Below are 18,646 nucleotides of genomic sequence, written 5' to 3'. Positions count from 1 at the left end.
CGGCCACGTCGCCCCGGACGGTTCCACGTACGCAACCGTTTCCCACGTATACAGCGGCCCAGACGTATGCAGCCGTTTCACACGTACGTACCCGTCCACCCGTATGCAGCGGTCACACGTACGTACCCGTCCACGCGTACGCCGCGGTCCACACGTACGCAGCCGTCCACGCATACGCAGCAGCTTCACACGTACGTAGCGGTCAAGGTGATCGTCGTACCGGTGAGCGCCTGGCTGACCGGGCAGTTGGCCTTGGCGTCCTCGGCGGCGGCCTGGAAGCGGTCGGCGTCCAGGCCGGGGACGTCGCCCTCGACGCTGAGGTGGATGCCGGTGATCCCGGTACCGGGCTGGAACGCGACCTCGGCGGCGGTGGTCAGCCGGGCCGGGGGCGTGCCGGCCTCGGAGAGGGCGTGGGACAGCGCCATGGAGAAGCAGCTGGAGTGGGCGGCGGCGATCAGCTCCTCGGGGCTGGTGCGCCCCTCGGCCTTCTCCGCGCGGGAGGCCCAGGTGACGGGCTGGTCGGGGATGCCGGAGGAACCGAAGGTGATGGTGCCGCGGCCTTCGCCGAGGCTGCCTTCCCAGACCGTGTGCGCGATACGTTGCGTAGCCATGGCGGCACTCTACGCGCAATACGTACCGTTTTCGGATACACAGCGTCACCGAACGGGACGTGTGCGGGTAATCGGGTGATACTGCTGCGAAGACGACTTCATCCCCTCGTCCGATACCCGCGATCAGCGAACACGCCGGCCCGGGCGGCGACCGGCACCGGCCGGCGCAGCCCCCGGCCGTCACCCCCACAGCCGACGAAGACCAGTGACCGGCGAACAGCGAACTGCCAACAGCCGGCCGGTAACCACCAACCAACGACAGCAACCGGGCCCCGGTCCCGGGCCCGCGCCGTCCGGGAGTGCGGCCGTCCGCAACGACCCGGCGGCGTTCCGGACGACGGCCCGCACGCCCCTCGCGTGCCAGGTCAGCCGGATGGCGGGCCGGGAATCACCGGGCTCTCAAGTCCCTCACAGCGGATTCTCATCGACGTTGGCAAGGATCTTCTTCCGAAGCGAGAACCTCCTCGGCAGGAAGGCTCCCCGCATGTCGTTCAGGCCGTCCCGGTACCTGCGCGCCGTCCGGACGCGCGCCGTGCCCGGACGCCTGGGGCGCAACACGGTGCTGACGGTCTCGTGGCTGGCCGTGCTGGCGATCGGCAGCACCGCGAGCGCGAGCGGGCTGACCGGCGGCGGTACGGCACTGGGCGGCTCGCACGCCGTGCACGACACCCGGGCGACCTCGGCGGTGGGCGCGATCTTCCACGGCACGGTGTCCTCGTCGGGCGACCATTTCTGCAGCGCCGGCGTGGTGGACAGCCCGCAGGGCGACATGATCGTGACCGCGGCGCACTGCCTGAGCGGCAGCACCGCGGGGCTGTCGTTCGTCCCCGGGTACCACGACGGCCGGGCGCCCTACGGGGTGTGGCGGCTGGGCGACGTCACGCTGGACCCGCGGTGGACCAGGGACCAGGACCCGGACGCGGACGTCGCGTTCGCCACCGTGCTGCCGCTCGGCGGGCGGCGGCTCCAGGACGTGGTCGGCGGCTTCGGCCTGGAGACGGACCACGCGCCGTCCGCGACGATCCGGCTCACCGGGTATCCCTCGGACGCGGACGCGCCGCTGACCTGCGTCAACCGGATCACGGCGTACTCGGCCACCCAGCTGCGGATCGTCTGCGCCGCGTACAGCGGCGGCACCAGCGGCAGTCCGTGGGTGACCCGGCAGAACACCGTGATGGGCGTGATCGGCGGCTACGAGCAGGGCGGCGACACGCCGGACGTGTCCTACAGCGCGGTCTTCGGCGACGCCGTGGCGACGCTGTACCAGGACGCGGTGACCCAGGACCCGGCCAACCGGTCCTGACCTGGAATTTTGCCTGAGAGGCAAAGGGTTTGCCGCCGAGGCAGGTGGGGGTGTCCACTGGGGACCATGAGCCCTTCGGACCACTCCCCCGCCGAGGCCCCGGCCGGGCCGGAGGCCGGCGAAACGCACGGCACCGCCGAGCCAACGGTATCCGAGATGGCCGGCCTGGGCGCCAGACTCCGCGAACGCCGCCGGCGCAGTGGCCTGACCCTGGAGGCCGCCGCGGCCCGGGTGAGCCTGTCGCCCGCCTATCTGTCCCGGCTGGAGACCGGCCGGCGCCAGCCGTCGCTGCCGGTGCTGCTCGGCCTGTCGCGGGCCTACCTGACGACGGTCGCGGACCTGCTGGGTGAGCAGAGCGGCGGGCACGACCCGGTGATCCGGGCCGGCGCCATGGAACCCGGCCGGGCCGGCGGCTGGAGCTACCGGCAGGCCGGTGTGCCGGACCGGGCGATGCAGCCGCTGCGGCTGCACATCCCGCCGGCCGTCCAGGACGCGGTCGTCCGCGTGCACCCGGGCGAGGAGTGGCTCTACGTGCTCAGCGGCCGCCTGCGGCTCGGTCTGGGCCGGGCGGTCCACCTGCTGGACGCCGGCGACTCGGCGCACTTCGACTCGCTGACACCGCACCGGCTGGCGGCCGACTCGCCGCGGGGAGTCGACCTGCTCTTCGTCCACACCCTCATGCAGAGCCCGGTCGGCGAGCTGTGCGTCGGACCACCCGGCCGCCAGTACTGACGACCCACTGACGCCCACTGACACCCGCTGACGCCCACGGCCGCCAGCTCCGCCCCCCGAACCCGCTCTCCCCGTTCCCCCGAAACCCCGGTTCCCCCTTCCCGTCCCGGAGGTAGCCTCGCCATGTCCGAAACGATGCCCGAAACCCTGTCCGAAACCACCGCTCCCGCCGCCGAACAGCCGCCGCGCCCGCAGGCGCCGGAGCAGTCCCGTGTCCCGTCGCTGAACACCGCGTGGATCAGCCGCGGCCTGACGATCCGGGTGCTGGCGTACACCGCGGGGGCCCACCTGTTCGCCGGGTTCCTCTACCTGCTCTTCGCCCTCGGCGCGCGCCAGGGGCACTGAGACCGCGCCCCCGCCCGATCGCCGAAGCACGAGCGCCCGCACCCGCGCCGGACCCGTCCGGCACCCCCCGCACCCCCGCACCCGCGTCCCCGCCCGATCGCCGAAGCACGAGCGCCCACCCCCGATGCGGCACGCACCCCCGACCCGGCCCGCACCCCCGCGCTGTTACTCCTTGACGCCGACGCCGCCGTATACCGCGATGCGGCGCAGTTCGTCGGCGTCGGGGAGCGGGCCGTCCGGGTGCCACAGGGGGACCTGGACCAGGCCGGGGTCGAGAAGTTCGAAGCCGTCGAAGAACGGGAGTATCTCGTCGTAGGTGCGCACGGCCAGGTGGGCCGTGGCGTCGTTGTAGACCTCGGTGGCGTCGCCGGTGCCGTGGTGGAAGTCCACGGTGCAGTGGGTGAGGACCAGCCGGCTGCCGGGGACCAGGCGTTCGGCCAGGGCGCGGACGATGCCGGCCGGGTCCTCGCTGTCCTCGATGAAGTGCAGGACGGCGACGAGCAGGACGGCGACCGGCCGGTCGAAGTCGATCAGCTGCTTGACCCGGGGGTGGTCGATGACCGAGCCGGGGTCGCGGACGTCGGCGAGGACGAAGCCGGTGCGGTCGGCGCTGGTGAGCTTGGCGCCGGCGTGGGTGGCGACGATGGGGTCGTTGTCCACGTAGACGACGCGGGTGTCCGGGGCGGCCGCCTGGGCCGTCTCGTGGGTGTTGGGAGAGGTGGGGATGCCGGTGCCGATGTCGAGGATCTGCCGGATGCCGTCACCGACGACCCCGCGGACGGCGCGGTGCAGGAAGTCGCGGTTGGCGTGCACGGAGACCCGGGCGTCGGGGGCGAGCTCGATGACGCGGCGGCCGGCCAGCTGGTCGACCTCGTAGTTGTCCCAGCCGCCCAGCAGGTAGTCGTAGATCCGGGCGGGGTGCGGCCTGCTGGTGTCGATCCGGTCGGCGGCGAAGCCCTGGTCGCCGGAACCGTCATCGGTCATGCCGTCTTCCAATCGGTCCGCAGCGTGGGCGAGGCGAGCAGGAAGTCGGCGTCGCCGGCCTTCGCGCCCTGGATGAAGCTCTGGATCTCGTGGAGGGTGTAGATCAGCGCCGGGCCGTCCGGGTCAGTGGACTGCCGGATGGCGACCCGGCCGTCGCACAGCTTCATGGCCTCGACGCAACTGCCGCCGTTGCCACCGCTCCACGGTTTGTGCCAGCCCTCGGTGCCCAGCTCGTTGGCCGGCATGCCGTTGTAGATGCGTTCCCCGTACTGGTGCTTCCCGTGGAGGAGGTGGGCTTCCCCGTTCTGCCTGCGGTCCATCGGTTCAGATCTCCTTGCGAACGCGACCGAGGAATGCCTCGGTGCTGTGAGCCGGCGCGGCCTGCGCGCTCATGCGGTCCAACGCCTCCAGGAAGGTGGACACGTCGTCGCGCTCGTCGAAGTAGACGGCGCCCACCAGACTCTCCGCGCACACCATGTCCGGCAGTTCCTGGATCTCGAACCGGAAGATGTGGAACGGTCCGTACATCGCGGAGTGCGGGCCGGCCGAGAACGGCATGATCTGGAGCCGGACGTTGGGCATCGCGCACGCCTCGATCAGCCGGTCGACCTGGGCGCGCATGACGTCCGGGCCGCCGATGGGACGCCGCAGCACGGTCTCGTCGACGACGACCCACAGCAGGGGCGGGTTCTCGCGGGTCAGCAACGCCTGGCGTTCCAGCCGCAGGGACAGGCCGCGTTCGACCGCTTCCGCCGGGGCGTTGGGCGAACCGGCCCGCAGCACCGCGCGGGCGTAGTCCTCGGTCTGCAACAGCCCCGGTACGTAGTGCGGTTCGTAGGCGCGGATGACCCTCGCCTCGCCCTCCAGGCTGACGAAGGCGCTGAACCACTCGGGCAGCACGTCGCGGTAACGGTGCCACCAGCCGGGGCGGTTGGCCTCCCGGGCCAGGGTGAGGAAGCCCTCGACCTCGTCGGGGTCGGTCACCCCGTAGGTGGTCAGCAGCTTCTCGACGTAGGGAAGCTTGAGCCCGACCTCCGCCTTCTCCATCCGGCGGATGGTGGCGTGGGTGACGTCCAGCGCCCGCGCCGCCTGCTCGTACCCGATGGCGGCCTTCTCCCGCAGATCGGCGAGACGCTTGCCCAGCACCACCCGCAGGACAGTGGGTGCGGCCGGGGGGCGCGCTTCCGGCACTGTGGCTCCCTTCGACCCGCGATCCGGTCAACTACCCATCCGGAAAAGCAGTGTGTCACGCCGTCAGGCATATGACAGCGGTTTGGTATTCCAGTTCTGCAAATTACAGAACGCATCTTGCCATCTGTCGCGCGCTGCGCGCATAGTGGCTCAGTGCCTTCCTCCCATGACGCTCTCCGCCTGGAGCGCCCGGCAGCTCCTGACGCCCTGCGGCGGCGGTGCACGTCCCGGACGGACGTGTTCCACCTGCCCGCGCTCGGGGCCTGCGTCGGCGAGGCCAGGAGGCGTCTTCGGGCGCTGCTGGTCGAACAGAACGTGGACGGCGAGGCCCGCGACGACGCGGGCCTGGTGATCTCGGAACTGTTCACCAACGCGATCCGCCACAGCGACAGCGAGCGCATATCCTGCGCGGTCCGGGTCACCGGCAACCTGCTGCGCCTGGAGGTCGCCGACCAGGGATGCGGCCTGACGGAGCCCCAGTCGCGAGAACCCGGCGTCGACGAGGAGTGCGGCCGGGGCCTACAACTGGTGAACGCCGTCGCCCTCGCATGGGGCGTTCAGGCCTGTCCGGACGGCAGGGGCCGTCTGGTCTGGGCGGTGCTGCGGCACCGCGGCGGGGCGTAGCGCACGCCGACCGCGTTGCGCCCCGCGACCACGCCGTGGGCCTGACCCCGCGGGGGTGGGCCGGGCCCACGGCTGCGGTCGTTCACCTCACCGTGTCGCCCGCCTCCCAGCGACCCACCGCGCCGGCGGCTTCATAGCGGCTCGCGGTGCGGCCTGCCTCCCAGCAACTCGCGGTGCCGCCCGCCTCCCAGCGGCTCACCGCGCCGACCGCCTCACAGCGGCAGCAGTTCCGGGCGCTTGGCCTCGGCGTTGTCACCGCTGGACTCACCGCGCAGGCGGCGGCCGATCCAGGGCACGAAGTACTCCTTGGCCCAGCGGATGTTCTCCCGGCGCACGTCGGCCGGGGCGACCGGGATGGTCAGCGGCCAGGGCTGGTCGGGGTCGGGGGTGACGTCGGCGCCGAGCACCCGGGCGGCCAGCCGGGCGACCCGGGCGTGGCCCTCGCTCGACAGGTGCAGCCGGTCCTCGCTCCAGGCCCGCTGGTCGCGCAGCGCCCGCAGGGACCACAGGTCGAGCACCGGGCAGCCGTGGCGGTCGGCGATGGCCCGCAGGTGGCCGTTGTAGGTGGCGATCCGGCCGCGCAGGTGGCGCAGCACCGGCACACCGCGGGTGTCGAAGCCGGTGGCCACCACCACGGTGCCGGCCGCGGCGGTGAGCGCGACGACGGCCTTCTCGAAGCGGTCGGCGACCTCGTCGGGGTCGGTGCCGGGGCGCAGTATGTCATTGCCGCCGGCCGCGAAGGTGACCAGGTCGGGGGCGAGTCGAACCGCGCGCGGCACCTGCTCCTCGACGATCCGGTCGAGCAGCCGGCCGCGTACCGCGAGGTTGGCGTACCGGAACTCGCCCGGTGGGCGCCCCTGGTCGAGCAGGACGGCGAGCCGGTCGGCCCAGCCGACGCAGCTCCCGTCGGGGCCGGGGTCGCCCACCCCCTCGGTGAAACTGTCGCCGATCGCGGCGTACGAACCGATGGCCACGACGGCCCGGTCGGGCAGGTCTTGAACGTTCACTTCAGCCACGTGTACATGGTTCACCTCATACAACTACCTACGCCACCGTAACCACGGGTTTACGCGACGTGATTCATCCCACGTGATATCCGACCCCCGCGCGGGAATATCGAAATACGGTCCGACCGCCCGGTATGGCGGGCGGCTGCACCTGCCACATACCGTGCGGTACGCGGCCGGACTACTGTCGTCGGGTCGGCTTCACCCCGAACGATTCCGCGTGCACGAAACCCCGTGCGCGCACGACCGACCCGCCAGAAGGAGACCCGGTGAACCAGCCCACGCCGAGGACCGCCGCCCGCCCGCCGGAGCCCGAGCTGACCGGGGTGCGCAACTTCCGTGACGTGGGCGGCCTCAGGACCGGCGACGGCCGCCGGGTGCGCGCGGGCCGGCTCTTCCGCAGCGGGCACCTCGCGCACGCCACACCGGCGGACACCGCGTTCCTGGCCTCCTTGGGCCTGCGGACCGTCATCGACTTCCGCAACGCCTCCGACATGGCCCTGGAGGGCCAGGACGTCGAACTGCCCGGGGTGCGCAACGTCAACATGCCGCTGAGCGACCCGCGGGCCGGGGACGGCTTCTGGCGCATGGTGCGCAACGGCGACGTGGACACGCTGCGGGAGGCGCTGGGCGACGGCAGGGCGGCCGCCGCGATGACCCGCTCCTACGCCACCTTGATCCGCGACCGCACGGCGGAACACGCCCGGCTGCTGGACCTGCTGGTCGACGGCGAGGTGCCCGCGCTGGTGCACTGCGCGGCGGGCAAGGACCGGGCGGGCACCTCGATCGCCATCGTGCTGCTGGCCCTGGGGGTGCGCCAGGAGGAGATCACCACCGACTACCTGCTGAGCAACGACCCGCACCGCCGCTACCGGATCCAGCGCGGCAAGAACGCCGAACCGGTCACCAACGCCGAGGTCAACGAGCTGCTCAGCCCGCTGTTCGAGGCGCGGGCGCAGTACCTGCGCGGCGCGTTCGACGCCATCGAGGAGGGCTGGGGGTCGGCCGACCGCTACCTGGCCGACGGACTCGGGCTGACCGGCGAGCGGCGCGAGCGGCTGCGGACCCTGCTGCTGGAGGAGGACAACCGCTAGGGTCGCTTGGATGACCTCGACCAATCCGTTCTTCGCCCCGAGCACCCTGCCCTTCCGGCTGCCGGACTTCGCCGCCATCCGCCCCGAGCACTACGCCCCGGCGTTCGACCGGGGCATGGCGGAGCAGCTCGCCGAGATCGCCGCGATCACCGGCTGCGGCGAGGCGCCCACGTTCGACAACACGGTGGTCGCCCTGGAGCGTTCGGGGCGGCTGCTGGAGCGGGCCCGGGTGGTCTTCGCCAACCAGACCTCCGCCGACTCCAGCCCCCGCACCGAGGAACTCGACGCCGAGTACCAGCCGAGATTCGCCGCGCACGAGGACGCGATCCTGCTGGACCGCGAGCTGTTCGCGCGGATCGACGCGCTGTACGCGGACCGCGCCGACCTCGGGCTGGACCCGGAATCGCTGCGGCTGCTGGAACGGGTGCACACCGACTTCACGCGCGCCGGCGCCCGGCTGAGCCCGGACGAGCAGCGGCGGCTGCGCGAGTTCAACGCCGAACTCGCCACCCTGGAGACCTCGTTCGAGCAGAACCTGATGGCCGACACCCGGGCGCGGGCGCTGGTGCTGGACTCCGCCGAGGAGCTGGCCGGGCTGTCGCCCGACGCGATCGCCGCCGCCGCGGAGAACGCCAGGACGCTGGGGTACGACGGGCGCTGGGTGCTGAGCCTGAAGCTGTTCTCCAACCAGAGCGAACTGGCGTGGCTGACCGACCGCTCGGTGCGCGAACGGCTGCTGACCGCCTCCCTGGGCCGCGGCGAGGACGTCAACCGGGACCTGGTGGTGCGGATCGCCACCGCCCGCGCCGAGCGCGCCGCGCTGCTGGGCCTGCCCAGCCACGCCGCCTACGTGCTGCAGAACCGCACCGCCGGCACCACCGGGGCCGTCGAGGACTTCCTCGGCCGCCTGGTGCCGCTCGCGGTGGCCAGCGCCCGCGCGGAGGCCGAGCAGCTGAAGGCCGCGGTCGAGGACGGCGGTGAACTGGCGCCGTGGGACTGGAAGTTCTACGCGGAGAAGGTCCGGGCCGCCGAGCACGACATCGACGAGGCGGCGCTGCGCCCGTACTTCGAGCTGGAACGGGTGCTGCGCGACGGCGTCTTCCACGCGGCCGGCGAGGTGTACGGGCTGCGGATCACCGAACGCGAGGACCTGACCGCGTACCACCCGGACGCGCGGGTCTTCGAGGTCCGCCAGGAGGACGGCACGCCGGTCGGGCTGTTCCTCGGCGACTACTACGCGCGCGCCAGCAAGCGCGGCGGCGCCTGGATGAACTCGCTGGTCGACCAGTCCCACCTGTTCGACGAGCGTCCGGTGGTGGTCAACAACCTCAACATCGCCAAGCCGCCCGCCGGTGAGCCGACGCTGCTGACCATCGACGAGGTGCGCACCCTCTTCCACGAGTTCGGGCACGCGCTGCACGGGCTGCTGTCCGACGTGCGCTACCCGTCGTTCTCCGGCACCTCGGTGATGCAGGACGTGGTCGAGTTCCCGTCCCAGGTCAACGAGATGTGGCTGGCGCGGCCGGAGATCCTGTCGCGGTACGCGGTGCACCACGTCACCGGGGAGCCGCTGGCGGCCGAGGTGGTGGAACGGCTGATGCGCGCGCGGCGGTCCGGCGAGGGCTTCCGGACGGTGGAGTACCTGGCGGCCACCCTGCTGGACTGGGCGTGGCACAGCATCGGCGCGGACACCGACCCGGGCGACCCGCTGGCGTTCGAGGCGGCGGCGCTGGAGTCGGCCGGGCTGGCGCTGGAGCTGATCCCGCCGCGCTACCGCACGACGTACTTCGCGCACGTCTTCGCCGGCGCCTACAGCGCGGGGTACTACTCCTACATCTGGAGCGAGGTGCTGGACGCCGACATGGTCGAGTGGTTCGAGGGCAACGGCCGCACGGTGCGCGAGAGCGGTGAGCTGTTCCGCGAGGGGCTGCTGTCGCGCGGCGGCAGCGTCGACATGATGGACGCCTACCGCGCGGTGGTCGGCCAGGACCCGCGGATCGAGCCGTTGCTGGCCCGCCGCGGACTCCTGACCTGACACACCGTCAACCACCCCTGGTCGCGCGGGCGGTCGTCACTTGTTGGCGACCGCCTGCTTGATCAGGGTCCGGCCGAAGTCCCACATCAGGCCGCCGCCGCGGTGGGCGTCGTCCATCACGTCGGTGAACGCGTCGACGAAGCGGTCGACCTCCTTCTCCCCGATGGTCAACGGCGGGATGAGCTTGATGACTTCGAGGTGGTCGCCGGAGACCTGGGTGAGGATGCGGTGCCGCTGGAGCAGCGGGACCACCACCATCTGGGCGAACAACCCCTTGCGGGCGGCCTGGAGCATGGTCCAATTGCCGCGCAGCTTCAGGGACTTGGGCCGGCCGAACTCGATGCCGATCATCAGGCCGCGGCCCCGCACGTCGTACAGCAGCTCGTAGCGTTCGGTCAGCGCGGCGAGCCGGGTGCGCAGCAGGTCGCCGGTGACCCGGGCGTTCTCCGTGATCCGCTCGTCCTCCATCACCGTGAGGGTGGCCAGGCCGGCGGCCATCGCCTGGGCGTTGGAGCCGAAGCTGGCGGAGTGCACCAGGACGCGGTCCATCGAGGAGTAGACCTTCTTGAAGATCCAGTCCTTGCCGAGCGTCGCGGAGATCGGCACGTAGCCGCCGGACAACGCCTTGGCCACGCAGACCAGGTCGGGTTCGACGCCCGGCTCCCAGTCGTAGGCGAAGAACCGGCCGGTGCGGCCGACGCCGGTCTGCACCTCGTCGGCGATCAGCAGCGCCTTGTGCTTGTGCAGCAACTCCTGGGCGGCGAGCAGGAATCCGGGCGGCGTCAGGTGGACGCCCTTGCCCTGGATCGGCTCGACCACAAAGCCGGCCACGTCGCCGCGCTTCAACTCCCGTGCCAGCGCTGCCAGATCGCCCATCTCGATGGCGGTGTCCGGCAGCAGCGGTGCGAAGCCGTCGCGGAATCCGGCCTCGCCGTTGACCGACAGCGAACCGGTGGTCAGGCCGTGGAAGGCGTGCGTGCAGTACAGGATGCGCTGCTTGCCGGTGGCGTACCGGGCGAACTTCAGCGCGGTCTCCACCGCCTCGGTGCCGCTGCTGCCGAAGAAGACCCGGTCCAGGTGCGGGGCGTGGGCCAGCAGTTTCTCGGCCAGCAGGCCGGGCAGCGGCGGGCAGTCGAAGCGGGTGAGGTCGGCCAGCCCGGCGTCGAGCACGTCGTGCAGCGCCTTGCGGATCACCGGGTGGTGGCGGCCCAGGCCCATGACGCCGAAGCCGGCGAGCATGTCGAGGTAGTCGTCACCGTCGGCGTCCCAGAAGTAGGCGCCCTCGGCCCGCTCGTAGACCTTGTCGAAGCCGATGGTGTGCAGCATGCGCGGCAGCTGGTGGTTGAGGTGCTTGGCGTGCAACTCGTAGCGCTCGGCGCCGCGTTCGGCCAGCAGTCTCGCGAGGTCGAACCCCTTGACCGGGCTGCCGACCTCAGGCTCGTCGGCCATCGGATGTCTCCTTCTTCGTCACGGGCTTGGTGGTGGTTGCGGGCTTGGCAGGGGTCGCGGGCTTCGCGGTGGCGGGCTCGGCGGGCGCGGGCTTCGCGGTCGCGGGCCCGGCGGGCGCGGTGGGCGTCCCGGCGTCCGCCGCGGGCTTCGCGGTGGGCACAGGCGCTGTCTTCGGCACCGTTTTGCCCGCTGACTTCGCCGCTGTCTTCGTCGCCGTCCTGGCCGCTGACTTCGCGGCTGTCTTCGTCACCGTCCGCGTCGCCGTTCCCGTCGCGGGAGCGCGGCCCCGGCGGGCGGCGGGGGCCGGCACCGTGGGCGGCGCGGCGGGGTCCGCGGCGGTGTGGTGCGCGCCGGCGGTGCGGTGCACGGTGGCGGCGATCCGGGCGGCGATCTCGGCGGGGGTCAGGCCGAGGTCGGCCAGTACCTCGGCGCGCTTGGCGTGCGGCAGGAAACGCGGCGGGATGCCGAAGTCCCGCACGGGGACGTCGACTTCGGCGTCGCGCAGCGCCTGGGCGACGGCGGCGCCGACCCCGCCGACCCGGCCGTTGTCCTCGACGACGGCGACCACCCGGTGGCCGGCGGCCAGCTCCGGCAGCGCCGGGTCGACCGGCTTGACCCAGCGCGGGTCGACGACGGTGGTGCCGATGCCGCGGTCGCGCAGCAGCTCCGCCACCGTCAGGCAGGTCGGCGCGAGCACGCCGACGGCGACCAGCAGCACGTCGGGGTGGTCGCCGCGGTGCAGCACGTCCATGCCGCCGACCCGGTCGATCGCGGGCAGCGGCTCGCCGACGGTCTCCTTGGGGAACCGCACGACGGTGGGCGCGTCGTCGACCTCGACCGCCTCGCGCAGCTGGTCGCGCAGCTGGTCGGCGTCGCGCGGGGCGGCGATCCGCAGGCCGGGGACGACCTGGAGGATCGACATGTCCCACATGCCGTTGTGCGACGCGCCGTCGGTGCCGGTGATGCCGGCCCGGTCCAGCACGAAGGTGACGCCGCAGCGGTGCAGCGCGACGTCCATCAGGACCTGGTCGAAGGCGCGGTTGAGGAAGGTGGCGTAGACCGCGACCACCGGGTGCAGGCCGCCGGTGGCCAGGCCGGCCGCGGAGGTGGCGGCGTGCTGCTCGGCGATGCCCACGTCGTAGACCCGCTGGGGGAACTCGGCGGCGAACGGGCCGAGGCCGACCGGCTGGAGCATGGCGGCGGTGATGGCGACGACGTCGTCACGCTCGCGGCCGATCTCCACCATGGCGTCGCCGAAGACCGAGGTCCACGACTTGCCCGCCGGCCGGGCCAGCGCGACGCCGGTGAGCGGGTCGATGGCGCCGACCGAGTGGAAGCGGTCGGCCTCGTCCTGCTCGGCGGCGGCGTACCCGCGGCCCTTGACCGTCAGGCAGTGCACCAGGACCGGGCCGCGGAACCGCTTGGCGCCGCGCAGCGCGCCCTCCACCGCCGCCGTGTCGTGGCCGTCGATCGGGCCCACGTACTTCAGGCCCAGGTCCTCGAACATGCCCTGCGGGGCGAAGGCGTCCTTGAACCCCTTCTTGGCGCCGTGCAGCGACTCGTACAGCTGCTGGCCGACGACCGGGGTGCGCTGGATGAGCTCCTTGCCCCACGACAGCACGCGTTCGTACTCGTTGGTGGTGCGCAGGGTGGCCAGGTGGCTGGCGAGGCCGCCGATGGTGGGCGCGTAGGAGCGTTCGTTGTCGTTGACGACGATGATCAGCGGCCGGTCGCGGGCGGCGGCGATGTTGTTCAGCGCCTCCCAGGCCATGCCGCCGGTCAGCGCGCCGTCGCCGATGACCGCGACCACGTGGTCGTCCCGGCCGAGGACCTCGTTGGCCTTGGCCAGCCCGTCGGCCCAGCCGAGCACCGTGGAGGCGTGGCTGTTCTCGATGACGTCGTGCTCGGACTCCGCGCGCGAGGGGTAGCCGGACAGGCCGCCCTTGACCCGGAGCTTGGAGAAGTCCTGACGGCCCGTCAGGATCTTGTGGACGTAGGACTGGTGACCGGTGTCGAACAGCACCCGGTCCTTCGGCGAGTCGAAGACCCGGTGCAGGGCGATGGTCAGCTCGACCACGCCCAGGTTGGGTCCGAGGTGGCCGCCGGTCCTGGCCACGGAGTCGATGAGGAACGTGCGGATCTCCTCGGCGAGTTCCTCCAGCCGTTCCGGGGCGAGCGCCTTGAGGTCCTGCGGGCCCCGGATGCTCTCCAACAACGACATGTGAGGCTTCCTTTCGTTGGTTGTCCCCGTCCGGTGGTGCGACGTGCGGCGCGCGGGTCAGGCGACGGTCACCGTCGGCCCTCCCCCCGCGTCATCCGTGCCCTGTCCCGCTGCCTCCATCCGCTCGGCGATCTTCATCGCCTCCTCGATGAGGGTCTCCACGATCTTCGACTCCGGCACCGTCTTGATCACCTCGCCCTTGACGAAGATCTGCCCCTTGCCGTTGCCCGAGGCCACCCCCAGATCCGCCTCACGCGCCTCACCCGGACCGTTGACCACACACCCCATCACCGCCACCCGCAACGGAACCTCCAGACCGTCCAGCCCCGCCGACACCTGATCCGCCAGCTTGTACACATCCACCTGCGCCCGACCGCACGACGGACACGACACGATCTCCAACCGCCGCTGCCGCAGATTCAACGACTCCAGAATCTGAATGCCCACCTTCACCTCCTCCGCCGGAGGCGCCGACAACGACACCCGGATCGTGTCCCCGATCCCCTCCGCCAGCAGCGCACCGAACGCCACCGCCGACTTGATCGTCCCCTGGAACGCCGGCCCCGCCTCCGTCACCCCCAGATGCAACGGGTAATCACACCTCTGCGCCAACAACCGATAGGCATTCACCATCACCACCGGATCGTTGTGCTTCACCGAGATCTTGATGTCCCGGAACCCGTGCTCCTCGAACAGCGAGCACTCCCACAACGCCGACTCCACCAACGCCTCAGGAGTCGCCTTCCCGTACTTCTCCAGCAACCGCCTGTCCAGCGACCCCGCGTTCACCCCGATCCGGATCGGCGTCCCCGCCGCCGACGCCGCCCGCGCGATCTCCTTCACCTTGTCGTCGAACTGCCGGATGTTCCCCGGATTCACCCGCACCGCCGCACACCCCGCGTCAATCGCCGCGAACACGTACTTCGGCTGAAAATGAATATCCGCGATCACCGGAATCTGCGACTTCCGCGCAATCGTCGCCAACGCATCCGCGTCATCCTGCGACGGACACGCCACCCGCACGATCTGACAACCCGACGCCGTCAACTCCGCGATCTGCTGCAACGTCGCACCGATGTCCGCCGTCACCGTCGTCGTCATCGACTGCACCGACACCGGCGCGTCCCCACCCACCGCCACCGACCCCACCTGGATCTGACGCGACCGCCGGCGCTCGGCCAGCTTCAGCGGAACAGCGGGCATACCGAGTGAAACAGGCTCCGTCGTACTCATGTGTTCTCAGCCTCGATTCGAGACAACGGTCTCGCGGGCCGCGCGCAGCGTCTCCTTGCCGGACCCCGTGGGCGCCGGCACGGCGGTCGGCTCGTCCCCGCGGTGCGCCATGCGATTGGCGCAGTGCGGGTCCTTGCCGCAGCCGGGGGATTCCCCGTCGGTCTTCTCCAGGAGTTCGCGGTACGTGGCCACGTGGCCGTCGCTCATCAGATAGCACGGGCGCTGCCAGCCGAGCAGCGAGTGGTTCGGGACCGCCCGCGCGGTGCGCGGGAGATCCGCCCTGCCCTCCGGGAAGTCCGGGAGGAGCGGGCTGTGGTTCAGGCGCCACTTCTTGCGGTTGCCGCCCGCGACCGCCTTCTTGGACGGGTCGCGGGTCTGCCGGGCCCGGCGGAGGTGTTCCTGGCCGGGTGCCGTCTCGTGGGCGTGGGCGGGCGGGTTCAGCGGCTCGCCCACCGCCGGGTCGTCGGTGAGGAGATCGGCAACGTCGACGTCGTCGAGGACGGCCGGCGGGGTGTCGGTGGTGGAGGAGAGGGAAGGGGTGGTCACCCGGAAAGCGCGCGCCTTCGCCTCCTTGATCGCCGCGACCGTCTCGTCGGACACGCCTTCCTCGGCGACCGACTCATCGTGACGCTCGCGCGGGCCGTCGATGGGGACGGCCAAGGCGGAATACCTCGAAGGCGTGAACGTGTCGAGTTCCCGGCGCAGCAGCACGGCGTCGGTGCAGAGGGGAACGTACTTCTCGCGCCCGGCCGGCCGGCGGACGATCCCGTCGACTGCCGGGTGCGGGAGCCTCTCCCGGCGCCCGAGCACGCGCTGCCCGGGGAGACAGCCGCCGGCCCGGACGGTCCGGCGAAGCGGCATGGCCATCTGGCTCACCTCCAGGGGAGCTGGGAAGAACGGTGCCAGTCGAGGAAGGCCGGCACCAGGGAGCGCAGTACCCGGTACGCGGTGTATCCGTTGCGGAGGGTGGCGGGGCGCAGGAGTTCGTACTGCGGGGTGTCGACCACCACGCGGACGGCGGCCACCGGCCGGTCGCCGACCGCCAGCGCGGCGAGCCGTACGGCCTCGGACTCCATGTCGACGGCCAGCGCGCCGCTCGCGGCCAGCGCGGCCCGTTCGGCACCGCGCACGACGTGGTCGGCGCCGGCGACGCGGCCGGTGTGCACGGTCACCGGGCGGCGGGCGGCCACCGGGGTGACGGCGTGCCGCGCCGCCGCGGCGAGGACCGCGGCGGCGTCGGAACGGTCGTCGACCACCACGTCACCGGGCAGCACGCCCGGGGCGAGGCCGGCGCAGAACCCGGTGACCAGCACCGCGGCGGCCGGCCGGCCGTCGCGCACCAGCGCGCCGGTGACGGCGTCACCGGCGCGCCGCGGTCCCATGCCGGCCCGCAGCAGCGCGACCGCCGGGCCCGCGCGGTCGGCGGCACGCAGCGCGTACCGCTCGACCCCGAGGGCGCAGACCACCAGCAGCGGCCCCGGGGCGGCCGCGGCGCCGGCGTGCTCCGCCGGACGGGTCCGGGGCGCCGTGCCCGGTGACGGGTCCATCACGCCGCCTCGACCAGCGGTGCCGGCACCCGCATCGGTGCCTCACCGTGGAGGTAGCGGCCCAGCGCGGTCAGCGGGAACACCATCCGGTACAGGTGGTAGTTGATGGAGAAGTCCCACGGGAAACCGGTGCCGGTGAAGTACGGCTCGTCCCAGGAGCCGTCCTCCAACTGGGTGTCGGCCAGCCAGCGGATGCCGCGGGCCACCGCGTCGCCGTCGCGCTCACCGGCCGCCAGCAGCGCCAGCAGCGCCCAGGCGGTCTGCGAGGCGGTGGATTCGCCGCGCCCGGCCAGTTCCTGCTCGGGGTAGGAGCGCAGGTCCTCGCCCCAGCCGCCGTCCGCGTTCTGCACGTCGGCCAGCCAGCGCACCGAGCGGCGGATCGCCGGATGGGAGGCCGGCACCCCGGCCGCCACCAGCGCGGGCACCACCGAGCCGGTGCCGTAGACGTAGTTGACGCCCCAGCGCCCGAACCAGGCGCCGTTGGCCTCCTGTTCGGCCAGCAGCCAGCTGACGCCGCGCCGGGTGCGCGGGTCGTGCTCCATGCCGACGGCGGCCAGCATCTCCACCACGTGCGCCGTCACGTCGGCCGACGGCGGGTCGATGACCTCGCCGAAGTCGCAGAACGGCAGCAGGTTGGGGAAGCGGCTGGTGTTGTCCACGTCGAACGCGCCCCAGGCACCGTTCTTGGACTGCATGCCCAGGTTCCACACCACGCCGCGCTCGATCGCGGTACGCATCCGCTGCGGGTCGGGGTGGTCCACCCGGGCCAGCGCCAGCACCACCTCGGCGGTGTCGTCGATGTCCGGGTAGTTGGTGTTGTGGAACTCGAACGCCCAGCCTCCGGAGGGCAGTTCGGGCCGGCGCACCGACCAGTCGCCGCGCCGCAGCACCTGCTCGCCGAGCATCCAGTCGGCCGCCTTCACCAGGGCCGGGTGGTCGGCGGGCAGGCCGGCGTCGGCGAGCGCGATGGCGGCCAGGCAGGTGTCCCAGACCGGGGACTGGCATGCCTCGATCATCCGGCTGCCGTCCTCGTGCCAGATGGCGAACTGGTCGAGCGACTTCAGGCCCGCCCGCATCACCGGGTGGTCGATGTCGTAGCCGAGCAGGTGCAGGGCGATGACCGAGTAGACGGCCGGCGGCTGGATGCCGCCCCAGCAGCCGTCGTTCTCCTGGCGCTCGATGATCCAGCGGGCGCACAGGCCCAGCGCGGTGCGGCGCACGGTGCGGATGCTGAACCTGCGGTAGACGTGCAGGGCCTTGTCCAGCCGCTGGAAGAACCCCTCCCAGCTGGCCAGCGGGGCGGGCGGCCGGGGCGGGTTGGGCACCGCGGGGTCGGTGTGCAGCTCGTCGAGGCGGAACGCGGCCGGGCGCACCGGGCGGTGGGCGCCGACCACGGTGAGCGGCACGATGGTCTGCCGGGCCCACTGGCCGAAGGAGTAGATGTTCAGCGGGAACCAGCGGGGCAGGTAGATGACCTCGGGGGGCAGTTCCGGCAGGTCCTCCCATCTCCACCAGCCGAACAGGGCCAGCCAGATGCGGGTGAAGACCCGGGTGGCGGCGATGCCCCCGTGGTCGCGCACCCAGGCCGCGGCGGACGCCATGTGCGGCGCCTCGGGCGTGTCGCCGGCCAGCCGGAGCGCCACGTAGGCCTCGACGGTGGTGGACAGCTCTCCGGGTCCGCCGTGGAAGGTGGCCCAGGTGCCGTCCTCGCGCTGCTGGGCGCGGATCCAGCGGGCGGCCGCCTCCAGAATGGCGCTGTCGGAGATGCCGAGGAACTCCCGGAGCATCAGGTCCTCGGCGTCCATGGTGACGTTGGTCTCCAGGTCGCCCTTCCACCAGCCCTCCTCGTCCTGCGAGGCGAGCAGGCGGGCGGTGGCGCGCTCGGTGATGCGGGCGGCCACCCGCTCCAGCGGTTCCGCGCCGTCGGGCGCGGGAGCCTCGGGGGCGGGTCCGGCGGGCGCGGGAGCGTCGGACAGCAGGGCGTCGAACGTGGCGCCGTCGAGCAGGGGGCCGTCGAGCAGCGGTCCCCCGGGCGGCGCGGTCCGCTCCTTCGGGGCGGTGGTCGAAGTGGGCGGGCTGGCGTCTGCGGCAGGATGATTCGGGTCGAAGGCGACGGGAGTCGGATCGGTCGATTCACTGGCCGAGGTGGCGCGGGACCGCCGAGGTCCCGCGCTTCCATCGGTCGTCGCTGTCATGGCTTCCCCTTCTACAGTGCAGAACTGCGCCTGTGGGGCTTCCGTCGGCCGTCGTCACGGTGCAACGTCCGGTCG

17 protein-coding genes are annotated in these 18,646 nt (G+C 72.2%); 6 read left to right on the top strand and 11 right to left on the bottom strand.

Annotated elements, in window-relative coordinates; genetic code table 11:
- Positions 1-185: 185 nt before the first annotated feature.
- Positions 186-611, bottom strand: a complete 426-nt coding sequence (locus POF43_RS10980) for an OsmC family peroxiredoxin (protein ID WP_271316652.1) — start codon at positions 609-611, stop codon at positions 186-188.
- Between the two features lie 484 nt (positions 612-1,095).
- Between POF43_RS10980 and POF43_RS10975 the strand changes: the two genes are divergently transcribed.
- The 3 genes from POF43_RS10975 (at position 1,096) to POF43_RS10965 (ending at position 2,991) form a co-directional block, all read left to right on the top strand.
- Complete coding sequence (locus tag POF43_RS10975) at positions 1,096-1,914, top strand: trypsin-like serine peptidase (RefSeq protein ID WP_271316651.1); 819 nt, start codon at positions 1,096-1,098, stop codon at positions 1,912-1,914.
- Positions 1,915-1,980: 66 nt separating this feature from the next.
- Positions 1,981-2,646: a helix-turn-helix domain-containing protein gene (locus tag POF43_RS10970; protein ID WP_372515958.1), complete on the top strand. Its 666-nt coding sequence runs from the start codon at positions 1,981-1,983 to the stop codon at positions 2,644-2,646.
- 123 nt (positions 2,647-2,769) lie between these two features.
- Positions 2,770-2,991, top strand: coding sequence for a DUF6126 family protein (locus tag POF43_RS10965; RefSeq protein ID WP_282698506.1), 222 nt, complete (start codon positions 2,770-2,772; stop codon positions 2,989-2,991).
- 165 nt (positions 2,992-3,156) lie between these two features.
- Here POF43_RS10965 and POF43_RS10960 read toward each other — a convergent pair whose 3' ends face one another.
- The 3 genes from POF43_RS10960 to POF43_RS10950 are packed head-to-tail and all read right to left on the bottom strand — an operon-like array spanning position 3,157 to position 5,166.
- Positions 3,157-3,975, bottom strand: a complete 819-nt coding sequence (locus POF43_RS10960) for an SAM-dependent methyltransferase (protein ID WP_271313220.1) — start codon at positions 3,973-3,975, stop codon at positions 3,157-3,159.
- Positions 3,972-4,295 (bottom strand): DUF397 domain-containing protein, encoded by a 324-nt coding sequence (locus POF43_RS10955; protein ID WP_271313221.1) that lies wholly within the window; start codon positions 4,293-4,295, stop codon positions 3,972-3,974. Before POF43_RS10955 ends, POF43_RS10960 begins: the two co-directional genes overlap by 4 nt.
- 4 nt (positions 4,296-4,299) lie before the next feature.
- A complete protein-coding gene (locus POF43_RS10950) occupies positions 4,300-5,166 on the bottom strand; it encodes a Sco1979 family transcriptional regulator (RefSeq protein ID WP_271313222.1) in 867 nt (288 codons plus the stop codon).
- Positions 5,167-5,319: 153 nt separating this feature from the next.
- On the opposite strand from POF43_RS10950, the gene POF43_RS10945 reads away from it, so the two are divergent.
- Complete coding sequence (locus POF43_RS10945; RefSeq protein WP_271313223.1) at positions 5,320-5,790, top strand: ATP-binding protein; 471 nt, start codon at positions 5,320-5,322, stop codon at positions 5,788-5,790.
- 212 nt (positions 5,791-6,002) lie between these two features.
- Here POF43_RS10945 and POF43_RS10940 read toward each other — a convergent pair whose 3' ends face one another.
- Positions 6,003-6,806, bottom strand: a complete 804-nt coding sequence (locus POF43_RS10940; protein WP_271323825.1) for an SGNH/GDSL hydrolase family protein — start codon at positions 6,804-6,806, stop codon at positions 6,003-6,005.
- Between the two features lie 260 nt (positions 6,807-7,066).
- Between POF43_RS10940 and POF43_RS10935 the strand changes: the two genes are divergently transcribed.
- Both POF43_RS10935 and POF43_RS10930 read left to right on the top strand, forming a co-directional pair.
- Entirely contained in the window at positions 7,067-7,891 is an 825-nt protein-coding gene (locus tag POF43_RS10935) for a tyrosine-protein phosphatase (RefSeq protein WP_271323826.1), read from the top strand.
- Between the two features lie 10 nt (positions 7,892-7,901).
- Complete coding sequence (locus POF43_RS10930; RefSeq protein WP_271323827.1) at positions 7,902-9,926, top strand: M3 family metallopeptidase; 2,025 nt, start codon at positions 7,902-7,904, stop codon at positions 9,924-9,926.
- A gap of 36 nt (positions 9,927-9,962) precedes the next feature.
- Here the strand turns inward: POF43_RS10930 and POF43_RS10925 are convergent, their stop codons facing one another.
- The 6 genes from POF43_RS10925 to shc are packed head-to-tail and all read right to left on the bottom strand — an operon-like array spanning position 9,963 to position 18,571.
- Positions 9,963-11,375, bottom strand: coding sequence for an aspartate aminotransferase family protein (locus POF43_RS10925; RefSeq protein ID WP_271313227.1), 1,413 nt, complete (start codon positions 11,373-11,375; stop codon positions 9,963-9,965).
- Complete coding sequence (dxs, locus tag POF43_RS10920; protein WP_271323828.1) at positions 11,359-13,596, bottom strand: 1-deoxy-D-xylulose-5-phosphate synthase; 2,238 nt, start codon at positions 13,594-13,596, stop codon at positions 11,359-11,361. The genes POF43_RS10925 and dxs overlap by 17 nt, the downstream gene beginning before the upstream one ends.
- Positions 13,597-13,653: 57 nt before the next feature.
- Positions 13,654-14,829, bottom strand: coding sequence for a flavodoxin-dependent (E)-4-hydroxy-3-methylbut-2-enyl-diphosphate synthase (gene ispG, locus POF43_RS10915; protein ID WP_282698507.1), 1,176 nt, complete (start codon positions 14,827-14,829; stop codon positions 13,654-13,656).
- A 6-nt stretch (positions 14,830-14,835) separates the two neighbouring features.
- Positions 14,836-15,696: a DUF3463 domain-containing protein gene (locus POF43_RS10910; protein WP_271325806.1), complete on the bottom strand. Its 861-nt coding sequence runs from the start codon at positions 15,694-15,696 to the stop codon at positions 14,836-14,838.
- A gap of 5 nt (positions 15,697-15,701) precedes the next feature.
- Positions 15,702-16,376, bottom strand: a complete 675-nt coding sequence (locus tag POF43_RS10905) for a phosphorylase family protein (protein ID WP_271325807.1) — start codon at positions 16,374-16,376, stop codon at positions 15,702-15,704.
- Positions 16,376-18,571 (bottom strand): squalene--hopene cyclase, encoded by a 2,196-nt coding sequence (gene shc, locus POF43_RS10900; protein WP_282704530.1) that lies wholly within the window; start codon positions 18,569-18,571, stop codon positions 16,376-16,378. Before shc ends, POF43_RS10905 begins: the two co-directional genes overlap by 1 nt.
- Positions 18,572-18,646: the final 75 nt, after the last annotated feature.

The organism is Streptantibioticus silvisoli, from assembly GCF_027947535.2.
Lineage (GTDB): Bacteria > Actinomycetota > Actinomycetes > Streptomycetales > Streptomycetaceae > Streptantibioticus_C > Streptantibioticus_C silvisoli.
The sequence above is the reverse complement of the archived record's forward strand: the minus strand, read 5'-3'. Positions and strand labels throughout refer to the sequence as shown.

Coding starts and splice junctions, on each gene's coding strand:
- POF43_RS10970 (WP_372515958.1), top strand. CDS start 1,981: ATGAGCCCTTCGGACCACTCCCCCGCCGAGGCCCCGGCCGGGCCGGAG.
- dxs (WP_271323828.1), bottom strand. CDS start 13,596: ATGTCGTTGTTGGAGAGCATCCGGGGCCCGCAGGACCTCAAGGCGCTC.
- ispG (WP_282698507.1), bottom strand. CDS start 14,829: ATGAGTACGACGGAGCCTGTTTCACTCGGTATGCCCGCTGTTCCGCTG.
- POF43_RS10975 (WP_271316651.1), top strand. CDS start 1,096: ATGTCGTTCAGGCCGTCCCGGTACCTGCGCGCCGTCCGGACGCGCGCC.
- POF43_RS10965 (WP_282698506.1), top strand. CDS start 2,770: ATGTCCGAAACGATGCCCGAAACCCTGTCCGAAACCACCGCTCCCGCC.
- POF43_RS10910 (WP_271325806.1), bottom strand. CDS start 15,696: ATGGCCATGCCGCTTCGCCGGACCGTCCGGGCCGGCGGCTGTCTCCCC.
- POF43_RS10925 (WP_271313227.1), bottom strand. CDS start 11,375: ATGGCCGACGAGCCTGAGGTCGGCAGCCCGGTCAAGGGGTTCGACCTC.
- shc (WP_282704530.1), bottom strand. CDS start 18,571: ATGACAGCGACGACCGATGGAAGCGCGGGACCTCGGCGGTCCCGCGCC.
- POF43_RS10980 (WP_271316652.1), bottom strand. CDS start 611: ATGGCTACGCAACGTATCGCGCACACGGTCTGGGAAGGCAGCCTCGGC.
- POF43_RS10960 (WP_271313220.1), bottom strand. CDS start 3,975: ATGACCGATGACGGTTCCGGCGACCAGGGCTTCGCCGCCGACCGGATC.
- POF43_RS10955 (WP_271313221.1), bottom strand. CDS start 4,295: ATGGACCGCAGGCAGAACGGGGAAGCCCACCTCCTCCACGGGAAGCAC.
- POF43_RS10930 (WP_271323827.1), top strand. CDS start 7,902: ATGACCTCGACCAATCCGTTCTTCGCCCCGAGCACCCTGCCCTTCCGG.
- POF43_RS10905 (WP_271325807.1), bottom strand. CDS start 16,376: ATGGACCCGTCACCGGGCACGGCGCCCCGGACCCGTCCGGCGGAGCAC.